Source organism: Pseudomonas sp. 58 R 12 (assembly GCF_900005865.1).
In the GTDB taxonomy this organism is placed as follows: Bacteria; Pseudomonadota; Gammaproteobacteria; order Pseudomonadales; family Pseudomonadaceae; genus Aquipseudomonas; species Aquipseudomonas tritici.
The window spans coordinates 214,864-232,811 of record NZ_CVTP01000021.1; the positions used below are offsets into that span (position 1 = coordinate 214,864).

General features: G+C 58.8%; 17 protein-coding genes and 1 pseudogene. 5 read left to right on the forward strand and 13 right to left on the reverse strand.

Going from position 1 to position 17,948, the window contains the following annotated elements; genetic code table 11:
- Positions 1–94: 94 nt before the first annotated feature.
- Positions 95–814, reverse strand: a complete 720-nt coding sequence (locus BFP95_RS18350; RefSeq protein ID WP_065910510.1) for a tRNA-uridine aminocarboxypropyltransferase — start codon at positions 812–814, stop codon at positions 95–97.
- Positions 815–993: 179 nt separating this feature from the next.
- On the opposite strand from BFP95_RS18350, the gene BFP95_RS18355 reads away from it, so the two are divergent.
- Together BFP95_RS18355 and BFP95_RS18360 are read left to right on the forward strand one after the other, a co-directional pair.
- The gene (locus BFP95_RS18355) at positions 994–1,434 is read left to right on the forward strand and encodes a PA3611 family quorum-sensing-regulated virulence factor (RefSeq protein WP_049709734.1); all 441 of its coding nucleotides are present in this window, start codon (positions 994–996) and stop codon (positions 1,432–1,434) included.
- Between the two features lie 291 nt (positions 1,435–1,725).
- Positions 1,726–2,838, forward strand: a complete 1,113-nt coding sequence (locus BFP95_RS18360) for an LOG family protein (protein WP_065890139.1) — start codon at positions 1,726–1,728, stop codon at positions 2,836–2,838.
- A gap of 220 nt (positions 2,839–3,058) precedes the next feature.
- Here BFP95_RS18360 and recX read toward each other — a convergent pair whose 3' ends face one another.
- The 11 genes and pseudogenes from recX to BFP95_RS18410 form a co-directional block, all read right to left on the reverse strand.
- Positions 3,059–3,526, reverse strand: a complete 468-nt coding sequence (gene recX / locus BFP95_RS18365) for a recombination regulator RecX (protein ID WP_016977936.1) — start codon at positions 3,524–3,526, stop codon at positions 3,059–3,061.
- Between the two features lie 8 nt (positions 3,527–3,534).
- Positions 3,535–4,593 (reverse strand): recombinase RecA, encoded by a 1,059-nt coding sequence (recA, locus tag BFP95_RS18370; RefSeq protein ID WP_048720087.1) that lies wholly within the window; start codon positions 4,591–4,593, stop codon positions 3,535–3,537.
- Between the two features lie 84 nt (positions 4,594–4,677).
- On the reverse strand, positions 4,678–5,178 hold the full coding sequence (locus BFP95_RS18375) for a CinA family protein (protein ID WP_065872503.1): 501 nt from the start codon (positions 5,176–5,178) through the stop codon (positions 4,678–4,680).
- 81 nt (positions 5,179–5,259) lie between these two features.
- Positions 5,260–5,731 (reverse strand): annotated as a pseudogene (locus tag BFP95_RS29070) (lysis system i-spanin subunit Rz).
- On the reverse strand, positions 5,719–6,276 hold the full coding sequence (locus BFP95_RS18385; RefSeq protein ID WP_065872505.1) for a glycoside hydrolase family 19 protein: 558 nt from the start codon (positions 6,274–6,276) through the stop codon (positions 5,719–5,721). Before BFP95_RS18385 ends, BFP95_RS29070 begins: the two are co-directional and overlap by 13 nt.
- Before the next feature lie 330 nt (positions 6,277–6,606).
- Positions 6,607–7,263 (reverse strand): DUF1983 domain-containing protein, encoded by a 657-nt coding sequence (locus BFP95_RS18390; protein WP_139115314.1) that lies wholly within the window; start codon positions 7,261–7,263, stop codon positions 6,607–6,609.
- Between the two features lie 68 nt (positions 7,264–7,331).
- A complete protein-coding gene (locus BFP95_RS18395; protein ID WP_065872506.1) occupies positions 7,332–8,294 on the reverse strand; it encodes a hypothetical protein in 963 nt (320 codons plus the stop codon).
- 11 nt (positions 8,295–8,305) lie between these two features.
- Positions 8,306–8,491: a zinc finger domain-containing protein gene (locus tag BFP95_RS29075; protein WP_083207058.1), complete on the reverse strand. Its 186-nt coding sequence runs from the start codon at positions 8,489–8,491 to the stop codon at positions 8,306–8,308.
- A gap of 136 nt (positions 8,492–8,627) precedes the next feature.
- Positions 8,628–9,143, reverse strand: a complete 516-nt coding sequence (locus BFP95_RS18400; protein WP_065872507.1) for a hypothetical protein — start codon at positions 9,141–9,143, stop codon at positions 8,628–8,630.
- A 21-nt stretch (positions 9,144–9,164) separates the two neighbouring features.
- The gene (locus BFP95_RS18405; RefSeq protein ID WP_065910512.1) at positions 9,165–9,509 is read right to left on the reverse strand and encodes a phage holin family protein; all 345 of its coding nucleotides are present in this window, start codon (positions 9,507–9,509) and stop codon (positions 9,165–9,167) included.
- 595 nt (positions 9,510–10,104) lie between these two features.
- Complete coding sequence (locus BFP95_RS18410; RefSeq protein WP_005785382.1) at positions 10,105–10,839, reverse strand: LexA family transcriptional regulator; 735 nt, start codon at positions 10,837–10,839, stop codon at positions 10,105–10,107.
- Positions 10,840–11,049: 210 nt separating this feature from the next.
- Between BFP95_RS18410 and mutS the strand changes: the two genes are divergently transcribed.
- Both mutS and fdxA read left to right on the forward strand, forming a co-directional pair.
- Positions 11,050–13,641 carry a DNA mismatch repair protein MutS gene (mutS, locus tag BFP95_RS18415; RefSeq protein ID WP_065872509.1) on the forward strand — a complete coding sequence of 864 codons (2,592 nt, stop codon included), beginning with the start codon at positions 11,050–11,052 and terminating at the stop codon, positions 13,639–13,641.
- Between the two features lie 142 nt (positions 13,642–13,783).
- Positions 13,784–14,107: a ferredoxin FdxA gene (gene fdxA / locus BFP95_RS18420; protein ID WP_065872510.1), complete on the forward strand. Its 324-nt coding sequence runs from the start codon at positions 13,784–13,786 to the stop codon at positions 14,105–14,107.
- A gap of 496 nt (positions 14,108–14,603) precedes the next feature.
- Here the strand turns inward: fdxA and apbC are convergent, their stop codons facing one another.
- Positions 14,604–15,698, reverse strand: a complete 1,095-nt coding sequence (gene apbC, locus BFP95_RS18425; RefSeq protein WP_065910513.1) for an iron-sulfur cluster carrier protein ApbC — start codon at positions 15,696–15,698, stop codon at positions 14,604–14,606.
- Between the two features lie 171 nt (positions 15,699–15,869).
- Between apbC and metG the strand changes: the two genes are divergently transcribed.
- Positions 15,870–17,921 carry a methionine--tRNA ligase gene (metG, locus tag BFP95_RS18430; protein WP_065872512.1) on the forward strand — a complete coding sequence of 684 codons (2,052 nt, stop codon included), beginning with the start codon at positions 15,870–15,872 and terminating at the stop codon, positions 17,919–17,921.
- Positions 17,922–17,948 lie beyond the last annotated feature (27 nt).

Here is a 17,948-nt window from a genome sequence, read left to right on the forward strand (position 1 = left end):
GCATGCCCAGCGTAGCCTGGGGGGTCAAGCACTACGCCCACGGGCATTTTAGCGACGTGCGGGTTTAGGGGGCCATCATGCAAACGTCGTGTGGCTATCCCGCGTGTATATAGGGCGCAAGACGAGTATGGACGATGTCCGTCGGGTCCAGGGGTAACTGGAATTTGGCCGCCAGGTAATGCGTGCTGAACACGTCGAGGTAGGCATCGAGTACTTCGCAGGCAGCCTGGTCATCGGCCAGTTCAAGGCACAGGGCGGCGACTTCGGCGGTGCAAAAATGATCATCACGCTTGGACCGGCGCAGTTTGTAGCGCGACAGTTGCTCCGGCGCCAGGCTGAGTACCGGCAAATGCTCAAGGTAGGGGCTTTTGCGGAACATCTTGCGTGCTTCACTCCAAGTGCCATCCAGCAAGATGAACAACGGGCGCTTGCCCTTCTCCACCTTTACTTCGCTGACCACGCGCTCGGGCGCCACAAATTCACCGGGGAACACGATGTAGGGCTGCCACTGCGGGTCGGCCAACAAGGTGAGCAAGTCCGGATCGACTTCGGTGCGCGACCAAGCGAATGCGGTGGTGTCCTCGATTACGTCGGCGATCAGCCAGCCGGTGTTGCTGGGCTTCATCGGTTCCACGTCATGCATCAGTAGACACATGGCAGATCGGGCCTCGACCTTGGGGCGCCAGGCACACAGACAGTATTGCGGGATAACCCGGCAACCGGGGCAGCGTTCGGCACGCGAGCCACGATTGAGGAACGGCCGCACGGCGCGAGCCAGACGTTGGGTACGCAGGCGGGAGACGGCGTGGCTCATCGGATGCGCCGGTAAAACGGGTAAATCGACACGGTGGAAACTCGTGGAAGGCTGAAGTGGCCGCAGTTTACCAGCGATACGCCTGGCTGTAGTGGCAAGGGCTCACCTATAATTGCGCGCCACTGAACGCACAGCCCAGTGGCTGGTCTATGCACCAGTAACCGAATCAGGAGAGTTTCATGCTGCGTTCCATGCTGCGTCTTGTCGCCCCATCCGTCGCCCTCGCGCTGGTATTGCCCGTGTGCGCCCAGGCGGCCTCGCTGCTGGAGGCCCAAATGAACAGGAAGCTGCAAAGCGTCGCGGCTGAGAGCAATAAGGACCTGCCCCGGGAAATCGACGAAAAAACCCTGGAAGTGGCCTACACCGTTGAAGGCATGCAACTGATCGATCACCTGAGCGTGATGTCCGACCGCGCCGAACAGATGCGCGCCAACCCCAAGGCTGTGTACTTCCAGCTTGGCCAAAGCGTATGCCTGAACAAAGGCTACCGCGAGCTGATGGCCAAAGGTGCAGTGATGCGCTACGAAATCACCGAGAACAAGACCAACCGTCCCGTGGCGTCGGTCAAATTCGTTGAAGCAGATTGCCCGGCACCGGCTGCGGCGAAAAAGAAAAAGTAACTGTTTTACCTTCGCGCGCTGCTGCCCGGCAGCGCGCACTCCCCCCGCGTCAACTCCTTCCAGGCAACCAAGTGCCCTATTGAGCGACCAATAAGTGGTTGCCAGCCAAGGGTTTTTCGGCCCATGATCAAGTCATTCCAGCCATTTATTCTCAGCACTTTTCATGCTGTTCTGTAACATTTTCAGGGCAAAAGAAGGTTGCCCCCTGCGGCAAGCAGCGACACATGCAGTGTCGTAGCCTCCGGCGAACCTCTCGTCGGCCACCCGGGCCCTGCAAGAAGGAGACGTTGAATGCCTTACGAACCGAATGACCGCCTGCTTCGACATTTTGAAGAGAATGGGGCCGACCTCACGCAGCAGGTCGAAGCTCAACTCCAACTGATCGCTCCCAACAGCCCGAATATCCCCCTGTATCGCGACATGATCCTCACCGTGCTGCGCATGGCTCAGGACGACCGCAACCGCTGGAACGCCAAGATCACCCTCCAAGCCATCCGCGAATTGGACCATGCCTTCCGCGTGCTCGAACAGTTCAAGGGCCGCCGCAAAGTGACAGTGTTCGGCTCGGCACGCACCCCGGTGGAAAGCCCGCTGTACGCCCTGGCCCGCGAAGTCGGCGCAGCGCTGGCACGCTCGGACCTGATGGTGATCACCGGCGGTGGCGGCGGCATCATGGCCGCCGCCCATGAAGGCGCCGGCTTGGAACACAGCCTGGGGTTCAACATCACCCTGCCGTTTGAACAGCATGCCAACCCGACCATTGATGGCACTGAGAACCTGCTGTCCTTCCACTTCTTCTTTACCCGCAAGCTGTTCTTCGTCAAGGAAGCCGACGCATTGGTGTTGTGCCCAGGCGGTTTCGGCACGCTGGATGAAGCGTTGGAAGTGTTGACCCTGATTCAGACCGGCAAGAGCCCGCTGGTACCGGTAGTGCTGTTGGACGCCCCAGGCGGCGGGTTCTGGCAAGGTGCCCTGGACTTCATCCGCAGTCAGTTGGAAGCCAACCGCTATATCCTGCCTACCGACCTCAAGCTGGTACGCCTGGTGTACAGCGCCGAAGAGGCAGTGGAAGAGATCAACCAGTTTTATGCCAACTTCCACTCCACGCGCTGGTTGAAACGTGAGTTTGTGGTACGCATGAATCATCCGCTCAGTGAGCGGGCATTGGCCCATTTGCAGAGCGAGTTTGCCAGCTTGCGGCTGAGTGGGGACTTCCAGCAGCTCGGGTATACCGGCGAGGAACATGATGAGCCGAGGTTCAGCCACTTGACGCGACTGGTATTCAACTTCAACGGGCGCGATCAGGGCCGGCTGCGGGAACTGGTGGATTACATCAATTTGCCGGAGAACTGGGCACAGGCTCAGGGGAAGGCTCAGCAGCGGGTGGCGCCGGAGCCGGCGTGATTTTTTAAGCAAAAAAAAAGGCCCACTATTTTCATAGTGGGCCTTTCTTATGGCGGCTTAGGTATCTACACAATATTGTAGTGAGCGGGCTTGTCCCGCGCTGGGTGGCAAAGCCACCCCAATAAAGACACTGCCAAGTTCCAGATAAAACCAAGTCGCCTGGTTTGGGGCGGCTTCGCCACCCAGCGCGGGACAAGCCCGCTCACTACACCAACTGTGTTCAGTCGTCCATATCCCGACCGCTCAACAAGCGACTGATCATCTCCATCGAAAACCCGCGATAACTCAGGAAGCGTCCCTGCTTCGCACGCTCTCTGGCATCAATCGGAAGATGGCCAGAAAACTTGCGCCGCCAGGTGTCTTCCAACTGTGCCTGCCAGCTGATACCGCACTCACGCAGGGCAAGATCGATATCCGCACGCTGCAATCCACGTTGGCTCAGTTCTTCGCGAATACGCGCCGGGCCATAGCCGGAGCGGGCTCGATAGGAGACAAAACTTTCGAGGTAACGGGCTTCTGAAAGCAGCCCCTCTTCCGTCAAACGGTCGAGGGCAGTTTCGATCATCTCGGGTTCCGCGCCGCGCTGACGCAATTTACGCGTCAGCTCGACTCGACCATGCTCGCGTCGAGCGAGCAGGTCCATCGCGGTGCGCCGAACGGCGACGAGTGTATCCAGTACAACTGTCATCGTTTGCTTCAGATATCAGTGTCGGCTTCTTCCACTTCTTCAACCGGCTCACGGTTGGCGGCAGCTTTCACGTCTGGCGCTGGGGTCAGCAGCTTGTCGCGGATCTGCTTCTCAAGCGTGGCGGCGATGTCCGGGTTGTCTGCCAGGAACTTGGCCGAGTTGGCCTTGCCCTGACCGATCTTGCTGCCATTGTAGGCATACCAGGCACCGGATTTTTCGACGAAACCATGCAGCACGCCCAGGTCGATCATCTCGCCGTTCAGGTAGATACCCTTGCCGTAGAGAATCTGGAATTCAGCCTGACGGAAAGGCGGGGCCACTTTGTTCTTCACGACTTTAACGCGGGTTTCGCTACCCACAACCTCGTCACCTTCTTTCACCGCGCCGGTACGGCGGATATCCAGACGGACCGAAGCGTAGAACTTCAACGCGTTACCACCGGTGGTGGTTTCCGGGCTGCCGAACATCACGCCGATCTTCATACGGATCTGGTTGATGAAGATCACCAGGCAGTTGGCGTTCTTGATGTTACCGGTGATTTTACGCAGCGCTTGGGACATCAGACGGGCTTGCAGGCCCACGTGCATGTCGCCCATTTCGCCTTCGATTTCAGCCTTGGGAACCAGGGCAGCCACGGAGTCGACCACGATCACGTCGATGGCGTTGGAGCGCACCAGCATGTCGGTGATTTCCAGGGCTTGCTCACCCGTGTCCGGCTGGGAAACCAGCAGGTCGTCAACGTTGACGCCCAGCTTGCCGGCGTATTCAGGGTCCAATGCGTGCTCGGCGTCGACGAACGCGCAGGTGGCGCCCATTTTCTGCGCTTGGGCAATCACCGACAGGGTCAGGGTAGTTTTACCGGAAGATTCAGGACCGTAGATTTCAACGATACGGCCTTTTGGCAGGCCGCCAATGCCGAGCGCGATGTCCAGACCCAGAGAGCCAGTGGAAATAGCCGGGATCGCCTGACGGTCGTGATCGCCCATACGCATTACGGCACCCTTGCCGAATTGACGTTCGATCTGACCCAGGGCCGCAGCCAAGGCTTTCTTCTTGTTGTCGTCCATTAAAGTCCTCACGTAATCAATAAGGCCGGGGCGGCCAACACCTGTATAAGTAGACAGTATTGTTCCACAAAGATCGGAGATCGCCTACCCCTGATTTTCTATTTCTGCTGCAGCTCGTCGCAACAAGCCCTCTAGCGCGGCTTTTACCGTTTGTCGGCGGACCTCATCGCGGTTGCCAGTGAAGTGTTCAAGTTCGGCCGTGACGTCCTCGCCCACGCCAAAGGCCAGCCAGACAGTGCCCACCGGTTTGTCCCGGGAACCGCCATCCGGCCCCGCCACACCGCTGACCGCGACGGCAAATCGCGCCAGGCTCTTTTCCTGTGCGCCACGCACCATGGCTTCCACCACTTCCTGGCTGACGGCGCCAACTTTTGGAAACAACGTTTCCGGCACATTCAATTGCCGCGTCTTCTGTCGATTGGAATAGGTGACATAACCCGCCTCGAACCAGGCAGAACTCCCCGGAATCCGCGTGATAGCTTCCGCGATACCGCCGCCGGTGCAGGACTCGGCAGTGGTGACATGGGCGTTGAGCACCTGTAGACGGCGACCCAGTTCAGCAGCCAGTTGAGTGATTTCCTTCACGGTCGTCTCCAGACGTAGGCGGGGGTTTGCCTACCCTACAGGAGCCAATCGCACGCGCAAGTGACGGACTGTCTCAAGAAGCTAGCGGGCGACGGCGCGCACGTACGCCTGACAGGCGCGCAAGGCGATCAGGGCGTTATCACCGTCGTCGGTGATCCCGATAATTCGCTGAGCATGCGCCGGGTCAAGTCGGGCTCGCGGGGCTGCATGAACCACGCCGCCGGGGGGGGGTGGTGGCTGGCACTGAACAGTCACTGGAAGCGTCGAGAAGGACTGACAACCGCACATCAGCAGTGGCCAGCCGATCGCGCAGAACAGCCTGGTGATGGTGCGCATCGCTCAACTCCCGAGCATGTTGTGTGTCGCTGGCGCTGAGTTGTTGCTCCAGGGCCAGCCGTTGCTCGTGCTCAAACTGTTGCTGGTGCAGAGCGGCCTGGATCTGTGTTGCCGACAAATGTTCAATCCGCGCCGAGTACCGCCATGCCTGCACCTGCCAGACAACCGCCACCAGCAGGCCCACGCCTATCAGCCGGCACACATTTAGGAAACGCATAACACCGCCTTCGCCCGCGCCCACAGCCGCAGGCGATCCTCCAGCCCATTGAGCCCGCCGTTGATGCGCCGCGTGATGGTGGTGAACTGCCCCTTGTCAGCCAGCTCGTTCAGGCCATTGCTCTGCCAGAACCAGCCGGCCGAGGCGGCGGCCCATTGGGGCAACTCGAGCAGCATCGGCTCGCGCAACAAACGGTCATCGCCGAACAATGCCCGGCTGCAGGCCAGATAATTGTGACTACCGGTAATCTGGATCAGCCCCCTGCCCCGGTATGCCTGGCCGTCGCCATCGGCTTGCGGGGTATTGCCCAGGCGCGCGGCCAACGGGCCGGTGTCGTACCTGCTCAGGTACGCATCACTGCCCAGTTCGCGCACATGGCGCAACTCGGCGGATTCGTGGCCGACCTGGGCGAGGAAGGCGGCGATGCGTAGTGGGCGGTCGATCTCGTAGCGAACGAACGCTGCATTCAGGGCGGTTAAAAACAGGCCCGCACGCGCACGGGCGCCAGGCATCACCTGAAGCAGTTGGGGAAGCGTCATGAGCATGGGTTTGACTCTTGGTGATCACGCCATCTTTGTAGGCAATGGTCGTCATTGGCACACCATCTGGCGGGTGTGTGCATCTGCGTGGCCGTGGAGCAACACCACAGACCACCAGCAACACAGTGCCGGTACCACCATCGCCACTTCATAGAGAAAAGTGGCCGAGGTACGACCTGTACAAATAAGTCAGCTCCAGCAGAACTCCCAGCTCGGAGCAATGGGTGTGGTGGAGTCGAAAACGAAAAGGCTCGCTCAGTGGCAGGCCGTGAATTAGCGTGAACGCCAGAGCAGTCCGCCCTGGCGAAGCTCGGAGCGGATCACCTCTTTGACCTGTTAGTCCAGGTTAAACTCGAAGCCCTCAAGCTCGCCCATGCCAAAACCGGCTGCGTATGGTCGGCCATATGAGCCTAACTTAACTCGAATAGACCAATTCGCTGCGAGACTGTTGTCGATTGTTGCGTCAGAGATGGTGGCCTCGTTGATATAGGCCCTTGCGTCATCAACCTTGAAGGGATCAGGCGGTTCAGGATCTGGCTGGTCCAGCTTGCCGATCATGTACCGTACAACACCATCGTGGATGACAGTCGTCAAGCCGTTCTTGATGCTGACCCGTGTACCGGCAACCTTAGCCTTCTCCAGGCGATCGGCCAGCTCTTCTTCTGTTTCGAGTCGGGCGTAGGTTAGGAAGAGGCGGGAATTGAACGACTCATCGCCGTAGCTCGCATCGAGCTCTTCGAATTCGGCGACATGGCGATACCGCTCGGGGAGCTTCTGCAGCTCGGCCTGCATGAACTGGAGCAGGTTGGCGGTATTCTTGGGCAGGTCGTACTTGCTCCAGCTGGCCACTTCGACCGACACCATCTGACGCTCTGGCGCATTGGCCGCGCTGCCGCGGGTGCAAGAGTTAATCTCGAACTCACCGGTGACGGTATTGAGCTTCCAGCCGGAAACGCCCGGCACGCAGTTGCTGGACTGGATAGTGCCGGACATTTTCCTTGCCTCATAACGAGAAAAGCCCAGCGCGACGGCTGGGCTCTATTACGCAAGGAGATAGAAGATCATGGAGTCCAGTAAGCAATCTTGCCGCCTGCACCAACAGCTACAAAATTGCCGTTGCCGTAGGCGACGCTCCGGATATCGGTTCCTGCGAAAGTGTTGACTTGCTGAACCCAGCCGATCCCATCCTCGGAAACGGCTGTCTTGCCGCCGTCGCCGACAGCTACATACTTGCCATTACCGTAAGCAATGTCGCGGATGATGGTTCCACCGAAACTGGTATCTTCAACAGCAGTCCAGTTAAGCCCATCGGATGAATATGCCATCTTGCCATCCGCACCAACGATAAACATTTTCCCGTTGCAAAGCTTCATGGAAAGGATAGTGCTAGTGCCGAAGGTGCTGGTTACGGTCGAGAATGATTGCGAATCATTTGTCGCCATCTTCACAGCGCTAAGCAGCTTCCCATTCGATCCCGCAACCAACACAAAAACGCCAATGACGTTGACGCAGTACACAGTCTCGCTAGAAGTGAAGGTCGTAGTGCGCTCCACCTGGCCTGACCAATCACCATAACGGGAAAAGACTTTACCGTTAGACCCAACCAGTATCCAGGTCGTGTTGCTGCCGTTAATTGGCTGATAATACACAACGCCTTGCAAGTCTCCGGACGCGCGAACAGTTGCCGTAATGTCTGTCCAAGCCCTTTCAGGGCGTGCTGTGCTGCCGTAGACCACACTGCCGGATTGAGAAAGGGCTTGAAGCTGTGTCCCAAGACCGTTCCAGTACAGGTCGTTGAGGACCTTTCCGCTATCAGAGGTGACGACGTCCTTAAGCTTGGTCCAAGCTGTACCAGTCGCGCCTCCGCTGACAAGCTGAGTGGTTGTGGGAAGACCGTTGCCACCAGCCGCATAAAACTTGCCGTCCCCAAAAACCACGCGCCTAAGCATGCCGGTGTTATCCACCGGTTGCACTTGGGTCCAAAGATCTTGCAAGGTTTGAGACGCCGAATTTGCGTTTTCCATTTTAAACTCCGTTACTTAGCTGATTTAAGTTCAGGCCTCTGTATTGGGCGTATGGCGCTCATGGGCGATTGCTCGAGGCTCGTGGCCTTCACATGATTCAGCGTCCCACATCGGGAACATTTGATCTGGAGCTCTGTAAACCCACCCGTACGGGCGAGAAGTCTTTTGCAGTTACCGCATCTGAATTCGTTCAACATCTGCAAGTCCGTTTATTTATCTGCCAAGCCCCCTCCCGCTCGTGCGAGCAGTGGGGGCCTTGGCTGGCTTGGAAGCTACTGTTGCGATCTGGCAGTATCGAGACCAGGCCGAGGCTATCCCGTAGCAATGCATGGACTACTCCTGCAACGGGCGGTATTGATCCGGATCGTCGATATTCGTGACTTCCCAGGTGCGGGCAAACAGCGGTTTACCTGTGGGATCTTCGAGCAGTGACGGGCCGAGATAGAGGTTTTGGGTGAAAGACACGCTCCAGGTGTCGTAGTCCGTTTCCGCGCCGGTGAGTGCGGAAGGTGCCGCGACAATCGCGGTGGGCAAATCGCACTGATCGGGCGGCAGGCCCCAACGGTTATCCAGGGCCAAGTCCATCAATTGGCTGGCCAGGTCGCAGGCGTCAAAGGGCGCAGCCCCGCTGGCGACCATGGCCTTGAGTGAAACTGACAAAGCGTGTGCCTTGCGCCCGGCAAGGGAGCGAACGCCCGGGCCGTTGCGCTCCACGCTGATCAAAATCCCGGTTTTATCTCCTGTTCCGGAGAAGTCCTGGTGGTTGCCTACTAGCAGTTGTGGGAAAGCGCTTTTCAGCGCGTCCGCAATCGCCACGGGCAGTTGGGAAGGTTTTTCGAGAAGTGTCATCTGCTTGCATCCTTGCAGCGGTTACTGCTGATCCGGGCGAGAGTTCGGGGGCTCGTTGACCCCAATGCGCTTGGCCGCCCAGCGTTCATAGAGGCCGATGGCCACGTCCGCGCCGGCCATGGCGGTCAGGCAACCTATGGCGCCGGCGGTCCAGATCGACATGCCGGCGGCGTAGCACAGCATCAACGCCGATACCCCGCAGACCATGCACGCCCCGGACCGCAGCGCCAGGCGCCGGATCAGCGACCAACCGCGAGCGCCCTCCTTGTCGGCACGCCACATTTCGCCGGACACCCCACCCACCAGGGCCAGTGCGATCACCAGCCAGACAGGCATTTCCGCTAACACTTGCTGCTCGTTTGTCATGTCACGCCTCCTGGCTGAGCATGCCGGCAAGGGGCCGGTATCTGGGTAAATCCATTTATAGGTAGGCATTCCAAAAAGCCCGGTTGCCCGGGCTTTTCAGTAATGCGGTCCCGCTTCGAACTGTCGGCGCTACTGGCGCGGTACGGTTCTTTCCTCAATGTTTTTCCGACCACGATCCCTGTCTGCCGGATAACTGCTTCTGGTGCTTTACGCTGCACACCCGGGTCAGTTGCCAACCCTCTGAACCGTTAAGGCCGGTTCATCGCTGCCTGTTCTTGTAACGTGATGAAACTAAAGAGCGTCGGCATCCTTGCCGGTGTTACTTGGCGTCCCTGCCATCGCTCAGATGGCATCCTTGCCGATGTTGCGTGCCTTCCTTGTCTTCCTTGGCAGCATCCTTGCCGCCTCCACCAGACCATGTTGGCTGGCTTGAGATGGAGAATATGCATGTATGCATATACAGTCAATGCATAAATGCATTTATTTCTGCGCATAAAATGCACAGATGCATTTGAAGCCCTGCAGGCAAAGGCTTTGTCGTTTTTCAGACGAAAAAAAGCCCACTCGTTGGTGGGCTTTGTCTTACAGAGGACGGTTAACGGGCGTACATGCCCCACCAGAATACATGACCGAGGATGCTGATCTGCTCATCCTGGATATCCTGAAAACTGTAGTCCTCATCCGGATGCTCATCACGGTTGAAACTGCGTAGGCGAATCCCGGAAGGCAGGCGATAGAGCTGTTTCACGCGCAATTGGCCATTGTGATTGATGGCGTACAGGTCGCCATCGACGATGTCACCAATGCCACTCTTGCCCGCATTCACACCAACCGTCGCGCCATCACGCAACACCGGCAACATACTGTTGCCGCGCACCGTCACACACTTGGCCTGGTCGAACTGCACACCGTTATGCCGCAGGCTGCGCTTGCCAAATCGCAGGCTGGCCTTCTCGCTTTCCTCGATGACGAATCTTCCTGATCCAGCAGCCAATTCAACCTCGCGCAGAAAGGGGATCGACACCTCGTCATCATTAACGGGCGTGTCGTCGTCCCACAGGCTTATGTCCTTGAGTTCCGAGTGCATCGGGTCGCGCCCATCATCGCGCAAAGCCCCCACTGCCGCACGCCCGCGCAATTGGTCGGTGCTCACGCGGAAGTACTCGGCGATGCGCGAGATGTGCTTGTCCGACGGATCAACGATCTTGCCGCTGAGGATCCGGGATAAAGTGGATTGAGGCACGCCAGTGCGCCGGTGAAGCTCCGTGGGGGAGATCCGGTCGCGGTCCAGCAGTTCTCTTAAGACGATAGAAACGTTGCGTTTTTGCATAACGGGGATAGTGACGAGAGTTTTTGGGGTTGGCAAATGCTAATTTGCATTCTTATGCATAAATCGTGCATTTACCGGGCCGACCTACCTATATTGATGTGGACTGCGAACCCCCAACCTCGCGTGTTAACCTTGCGCCCATTGCAAAATCAGCTGGGCCGAGTGCCCCACGTTTGCCCCATCACTTTCAACGAATTTGCCTATTACCCAATGAGTAAAAACACCTCCGATCTGTCCTCCCACACCCCGATGATGCAGCAGTACTGGCGCCTCAAAAACCAGCACCCTGATCAGTTGATGTTCTATCGCATGGGCGACTTCTACGAGATCTTCTACGAAGACGCGAAGAAGGCCGCCAAGTTGCTGGACATCACCCTGACCGCGCGTGGGCAGTCGGCGGGGCAGTCGATTCCGATGTGTGGGATTCCTTACCATTCGTTGGAAGGCTACCTGGTCAAGCTGGTGAAGCTGGGCGAGTCGGTGGTGATCTGTGAGCAGATCGGCGATCCGGCCACCAGTAAAGGGCCGGTTGAGCGTCAGGTGGTGCGCATTATTACGCCGGGGACGGTGAGTGATGAAGCGCTGCTGGATGAGCGTCGCGATAACCTGATCGCCGCGGTGCTGGGTGATGAGCGTCTGTTCGGGCTTTCGGTGCTGGATATCACCAGTGGCAACTTCACTGTGCTGGAGATCAAGGGCTGGGAGAATCTGCTGGCGGAGTTGGAGCGCATCAATCCGGTGGAGTTGTTGATTCCGGATGATTGGCCGAAGGACTTGCCAGCGGAAAAACGTCGTGGGACCAAGCGTCGTGCACCGTGGGATTTTGAGCGCGATTCGGCGTTGAAAAGTCTGTGCCAGCAATTCTCGGTGCAGGACCTCAAAGGCTTCGGCTGCGAAACCCTGACCCTGGCCATTGGTGCTGCCGGTTGCTTGCTTGGCTATGCCAAGGAAACCCAGCGCACGGCCCTGCCGCATTTGCGTAGCCTGCGCCATGAGCGTCTGGACGACACAGTTGTGCTCGACGGTGCGAGCCGTCGCAACCTGGAGTTGGACACCAACCTGGCCGGCGGACGCGATAACACCCTGCAATCGGTGGTTGACCGTTGCCAGACCGCCATGGGCAGCCGTTTACTGACCCGCTGGCTGAACCGTCCGTTGCGGGACTTGAGCGTGCTGCAAGCGCGTCAGTCGTCTATTACCTGCCTGCTGGACGGCTATCGCTTTGAAAAGCTGCAGCCGCAGTTGAAGGAAATCGGCGATATCGAGCGCATTCTGGCGCGGATCGGCCTGCGCAACGCGCGCCCGCGTGACTTGGCGCGCTTGCGCGACGCCCTCAGCGCCTTGCCGCAACTGCAGGTCGCGATGACTGAACTGGATACGCCGCACCTGCAACAGCTTGCGGTAACCGCTGGCACCTACCCGGAACTGGCGGCGCTGTTGGAAAAAGCCATCATCGACAACCCGCCCGCGATCATCCGCGACGGTGGCGTATTGAAGACCGGTTACGACAGCGAGCTGGATGAACTGCAATCCCTGAGCGAAAACGCCGGGCAGTTCCTGATTGACCTGGAAGCCCGCGAAAAAGCCCGCACCGGCCTGGCCAACCTGAAAGTCGGCTATAACCGCGTGCATGGCTACTTTATTGAGTTGCCCAGCAAGCAGGCCGAGTCGGCACCTATCGACTATCAACGTCGCCAGACCCTCAAAGGCGCCGAGCGTTTTATCACGCCGGAGCTGAAAGAATTCGAAGACAAGGCACTGTCCGCCAAGAGCCGCGCCCTGGCTCGGGAAAAAATGCTCTACGAAGCGTTGCTGGAAGACTTGATCAGCCAACTGGCGCCGTTGCAGGATACCGCCGCCGCCCTGGCCGAACTGGACGTGCTGAGCAACCTGGCCGAACGTGCGCTGAACCTTGACCTGAACTGCCCGCGTTTTGTCAGCGAGCCGTGCATGCGTATCGTGCAAGGTCGCCACCCTGTTGTAGAGCAGGTGCTGACCACGCCGTTCGTCGCCAACGACCTGTCGCTGGACGACGACACCCGCATGCTGGTCATCACCGGTCCGAACATGGGCGGTAAATCCACCTATATGCGTCAGACCGCCTTGATTGTGTTGCTCGCGCATATCGGCAGTTTTGTCCCGGCCGCGAGTTGCGAGCTGTCACTGGTTGATCGCATTTTCACCCGGATCGGTTCCAGCGATGACCTGGCCGGTGGCCGTTCGACCTTTATGGTGGAAATGAGCGAAACCGCCAATATCCTGCACAACGCCACCGAACGCAGCCTGGTATTGATGGACGAAGTGGGACGCGGCACCAGCACCTTCGACGGCCTGTCCCTGGCCTGGGCGGCGGCCGAGCGCCTGGCGCATTTGCGCGCCTATACGCTGTTCGCCACCCACTATTTCGAACTGACCGTTCTACCGGAGAGCGAACCACTGGTGGCCAACGTGCACTTGAACGCCACCGAGCACAACGAGCGCATCGTGTTCCTTCACCATGTGTTGCCGGGGCCTGCCAGCCAGAGTTACGGCCTGGCCGTGGCACAACTGGCCGGTGTGCCGAACGACGTAATCACCCGCGCTCGCGAGCACCTCAGCCGGCTGGAAACCACGGCGCTGCCCCATGAAACCGTGGTCACCAGCGCTGCCAAAGCCTCCAACAAGCCAGCCGCGCCGCACCAGAGCGATATGTTCGCGAGCCTGCCCCATCCGGTACTGGATGAGTTGGCAAAGCTTGACCTGGACGACTTGACGCCGCGAAAAGCGTTGGAATTGCTCTATGCACTGAAGACACGGGTCTAACGCAGACGCTTGCAAGCTGATATTATCTCGCGCGGTTTGGGATGCTGCGGGCTTTTAGCCTGGCCTGCAGACTATCGCTCCCGAACCTCGCGGACCCCGCCATAAGGGGTTTCGCTGCCGCCGCCTGAGGAGAAAATTAGAAATGACCTTCGTCGTCACCGACAACTGCATCAAGTGCAAGTACACCGACTGCGTAGAAGTGTGTCCGGTGGACTGCTTCTACGAAGGCCCGAATTTCCTGGTTATCCACCCGGATGAGTGCATCGATTGCGCCCTGTGTGAGCCTGAATGCCCGGCCGTCGCTATTTTCTCCGAGGATGAAGTCCCGGCAGAGATGCAGCAATTTATTCAGTTGAACGTCGAGCTGGCGGAAATCTGGCCGAACATCACTGAGCGCAAGGACCCGATGCCGGACGCAGCGGAGTGGGATGGCAAAAAAGGTAAGATTGCAGAGCTCGAACGCTAATAACGTCGCCTCCCCCTAAAAAGGCCCCTTGCGGGCCTTTTCGCGTTCCTGGATGGCGGGTTTCACTTTTCTACAGGCAAAAAAAAGGGGCGGTATGACCCGCCCACATTTTTTCCCTAGTCCCTTTATTCCTTTTCATCATCCTGATGAATCGCATCCTGCGACGTTCCTTCAACCATCGTTCCTTGATGGCTGTGCCAATCCGTGGACACAGGGCTGATGTTAGAGAGTTCCATAGGAAGTTCAAAGGCTTCTAACCCATTGGCTGACAGGCTCTCGCGGAAACCATGAAATAATTAATTGTTATATTTCAATTAGATAGAAAAAGCTCTCGAAGAACTGGGCCGCACAAGACGGGTAAAAAAACCAATCACTTACGAAAAAGTAAGTAAATGCTTACACGACCAATTGCGTAAATGCGTAACAGACACCGCTTGACCGTCCTCCAGACATGAAAAAGCCCCGACAGGGTCGAGGCTTTTTCCCTGCATCACCCTCAGTCGTCGCTGACGGTAATAGTCGGCATGGCCGGCGCTGCGGCTTCCTGCAGGACGATTCGCGCGCCCACGTGACGTGCAAGCTCCTGATAGATCATGGCGACCGGGCTATCCGGCTCGGCTACTACGGTGGGCTTGCCGCCGTCCGCCTGCTCACGGATCAGCATTGACAACGGCAGCGAGGCCAACAGTTCCACACCGTATTGAGTCGCCAGCTTCTCGCCACCGCCCTCACCAAACAGGTGCTCGGCGTGGCCGCAGTTGGAGCAGATATGCACCGCCATGTTCTCAACCACGCCCAGCACCGGGATATTGACCTTGCGGAACATCTCCACGCCTTTTTTCGCGTCGAGCAGCGCCAGGTCCTGGGGGGTGGTGACAATCACCGCGCCGGCCACCGGGACTTTCTGCGCCAGGGTCAGCTGGATATCGCCGGTGCCTGGCGGCATGTCGATCACCAGGTAATCCAGATCGCCCCAAGCGGTCTGGGTAACCAGTTGCAGCAACGCGCCGGAAACCATCGGCCCGCGCCAGACCATCGGCGTGTTGTCATCGGTGAGGAAAGCCATGGACATCACTTCCACGCCCAGGGATTCGATAGGCACGAACCACTTCTGGTCCTTGACCTTCGGCCGCGTGCCTTCGGCGATGCCGAACATCACACCTTGGCTCGGGCCGTAGATATCCGCGTCGAGAATGCCCACGCGCGCACCTTCACGAGCCAGGGCCAGGGCCAGGTTGGCCGCCGTGGTGGACTTACCCACGCCGCCCTTGCCGGACGCCACGGCTACAACGTTCTTGACGTTGGCCAGACCCGGAATCTGCGCCTGGGCCTTGTGCGCGGCGATCACGCATTGAATGTCGACCTTGGCCGACCGTACGCCGTCCAGGCCTTCGATGGCCATTTGCAGCATCTGCGCCCATCCGTTCTTGAAAAGGCCTGCGGCATAGCCCAATTCCAACTGGACCGACACCTGGTCGCCGTGGACTTCGATGGCGCGCACACAGCCGGAACTGACCGGGTCCTGGCTCAAATAGGGGTCGGTGTACTGGCGAAGAACGGCTTCCACCGCTGCGCGATTGACGGCGCTCATGGGCTACTCCCGAAAAAGACTGACTGAAACAGGCGGCTATCCTAACCGTTCCAGCAGCCCAACGGCATGCTTTCGCAGGTTCGGAGGATTCTGAAACAGCGCCACGGGGTGAAATATATTTCCCGGCGCTTTATAGTGGCCGACCTCCGTTTCATCAAGTAGCCGAGCCCCATGTCCGAGCCACGCAAGATCCTCGTCACCAGCGCCCTGCCCTATGCCAATGGTTCGATCCATCTTGGCCATATGCTTGAGTACATCCAGACCGATATGTGGGTGCGCTTCCAGAAGCATCGCGGCAATCAATGCATTTATGTCTGCGCGGACGACGCCCACGGTTCGGCCATCATGTTGCGCGCCGAAAAGGAAGGCATCACCCCGGAACAACTGATCGCCAATGTGCAGGCTGAACACAGCGCCGACTTTGCCGAGTTCCTGGTGGATTTCGACAACTTCCACTCGACCCACTCCGACGAGAACCGCGAGCTGTCGAGCCAGATCTACCTACGTTTGAAAGACGCCGGGCACATCGCCCAGCGCTCGATCACGCAGTATTTCGACCCTGAAAAGAAAATGTTCCTGGCCGACCGCTTCATCAAGGGCACCTGCCCGAAATGCGGCACCGAAGACCAGTACGGCGACAACTGCGAAAAATGCGGTGCAACTTATGCACCGACAGACTTGAAGGATCCCAAGTCGGCGATCTCCGGCGCCACCCCGGTGCTCAAGGACTCCCAGCACTTCTTCTTCAAGCTCCCGGACTTCCAGCAGATGCTGCAAAGCTGGACGCGCAGCGGCACGCTGCAGGACGCCGTGGCCAACAAGATCGCCGAATGGCTGGATGCCGGCCTGCAGCAGTGGGACATCTCCCGCGATGCGCCGTACTTCGGCTTCGAGATCCCGGGCGAGCCGGGCAAGTACTTCTATGTGTGGCTGGACGCGCCGATCGGCTACATGGCCAGCTTCAAGAACCTGTGCGATCGCACGCCTGAGCTGGACTTCGATGCCTTCTGGGCCAAGGATTCCACCGCCGAGCTGTACCACTTCATCGGCAAGGACATCGTCAACTTCCACGCCCTGTTCTGGCCGGCGATGCTTGAAGGTTCGGGCTACCGCAAGCCAACCGGCATCGCGGTGCATGGCTACCTGACGGTCAACGGCCAGAAGATGTCCAAGTCCCGTGGCACCTTTATCAAGGCGCGCACCTACCTGGACCACCTGTCGCCGGAATACCTGCGCTACTACTACGCCTCCAAGCTGGGCCGTGGCGTCGATGACCTCGACCTGAACCTGGAAGACTTCGTACAGAAGGTCAACTCGGACCTGGTCGGCAAGGTCGTCAACATCGCCAGCCGTTGCGCCGGGTTTATCCACAAGGGCAACGCCGGTGTACTGGTGGCCGAGAACGCCGCGCCGGAACTGACGGAAGCGTTCCTGGCCGCTGCGCCAAGCATCGCCGACGCCTATGAAGCCCGCGACTTTGCCCGCGCCATGCGCGAGATCATGGGCCTGGCCGACCGCGCCAACGCGTGGATCGCCGACAAGGCGCCGTGGTCGCTGAACAAGCAGGAAGGCAAGCAGGCGGAAGTCCAGGCGATCTGCGCCACGGGCATCAACCTGTTCCGCCAACTGGTGATCTTCCTCAAGCCGGTGCTGCCATTGCTGGCCGCGGATGCCGAGGCGTTCCTCAATGTGGCGCCGCTGACCTGGAACGATCACGCCACCTTGCTCAGCAACCATCAGTTGAACGAGTTCAAGCCGCTGATGACCCGTATCGACCCGGTTAAAGTCCAGGCCATGACCGACGCTTCGAAAGAAGACCTGGTCGCCAGCCAGACAGACACCGGCTCGGCTGCGCCAGCCGGCAACGGTGAGCTGGCCAAAGATCCGATCTCGCCGGAAATCGACTTTGATGCCTTCGCTGCCGTGGACCTGCGTGTCGCGCTGATCGTCAAGGCTGAAGCCGTGGAAGGGGCCGACAAGCTGCTGCGCCTCACACTGGACATCGGTGACGAGCAACGCAACGTGTTCTCCGGGATCAAGAGCGCTTACCCAGACCCGTCCAAGCTCGACGGTCGGCTGACCATGATGATCGCCAACCTCAAGCCACGGAAAATGAAGTTCGGTATTTCCGAAGGCATGGTCATGGCGGCCGGCCCTGGCGGCGAAGAGATCTACCTGCTGAGCCCTGACAGCGGCGCCAAGCCGGGTCAACGGATCAAGTAAGCCCATGGGCCTGCTGCAAGCGAATTA

What these genes read in the sequence shown, in the direction of transcription:
- BFP95_RS18410 (WP_005785382.1), bottom strand. Translation starts at nt 10,839, where the DNA reads ATGCAAAAACGCAACGTTTCTATCGTCTTAAGAGAACTGCTGGACCGC.
- recA (WP_048720087.1), bottom strand. Translation starts at nt 4,593, where the DNA reads ATGGACGACAACAAGAAGAAAGCCTTGGCTGCGGCCCTGGGTCAGATC.
- recX (WP_016977936.1), bottom strand. Translation starts at nt 3,526, where the DNA reads ATGACAGTTGTACTGGATACACTCGTCGCCGTTCGGCGCACCGCGATG.
- BFP95_RS18385 (WP_065872505.1), bottom strand. Translation starts at nt 6,276, where the DNA reads ATGCTCATGACGCTTCCCCAACTGCTTCAGGTGATGCCTGGCGCCCGT.
- metG (WP_065872512.1), top strand. Translation starts at nt 15,870, where the DNA reads ATGTCCGAGCCACGCAAGATCCTCGTCACCAGCGCCCTGCCCTATGCC.
- BFP95_RS18350 (WP_065910510.1), bottom strand. Translation starts at nt 814, where the DNA reads ATGAGCCACGCCGTCTCCCGCCTGCGTACCCAACGTCTGGCTCGCGCC.
- BFP95_RS18390 (WP_139115314.1), bottom strand. Translation starts at nt 7,263, where the DNA reads ATGTCCGGCACTATCCAGTCCAGCAACTGCGTGCCGGGCGTTTCCGGC.
- mutS (WP_065872509.1), top strand. Translation starts at nt 11,050, where the DNA reads ATGAGTAAAAACACCTCCGATCTGTCCTCCCACACCCCGATGATGCAG.
- fdxA (WP_065872510.1), top strand. Translation starts at nt 13,784, where the DNA reads ATGACCTTCGTCGTCACCGACAACTGCATCAAGTGCAAGTACACCGAC.
- BFP95_RS18405 (WP_065910512.1), bottom strand. Translation starts at nt 9,509, where the DNA reads ATGACAAACGAGCAGCAAGTGTTAGCGGAAATGCCTGTCTGGCTGGTG.
- BFP95_RS18360 (WP_065890139.1), top strand. Translation starts at nt 1,726, where the DNA reads ATGCCTTACGAACCGAATGACCGCCTGCTTCGACATTTTGAAGAGAAT.
- apbC (WP_065910513.1), bottom strand. Translation starts at nt 15,698, where the DNA reads ATGAGCGCCGTCAATCGCGCAGCGGTGGAAGCCGTTCTTCGCCAGTAC.
- BFP95_RS18395 (WP_065872506.1), bottom strand. Translation starts at nt 8,294, where the DNA reads ATGGAAAACGCAAATTCGGCGTCTCAAACCTTGCAAGATCTTTGGACC.
- BFP95_RS29075 (WP_083207058.1), bottom strand. Translation starts at nt 8,491, where the DNA reads ATGTTGAACGAATTCAGATGCGGTAACTGCAAAAGACTTCTCGCCCGT.
- BFP95_RS18355 (WP_049709734.1), top strand. Translation starts at nt 994, where the DNA reads ATGCTGCGTTCCATGCTGCGTCTTGTCGCCCCATCCGTCGCCCTCGCG.
- BFP95_RS18400 (WP_065872507.1), bottom strand. Translation starts at nt 9,143, where the DNA reads ATGACACTTCTCGAAAAACCTTCCCAACTGCCCGTGGCGATTGCGGAC.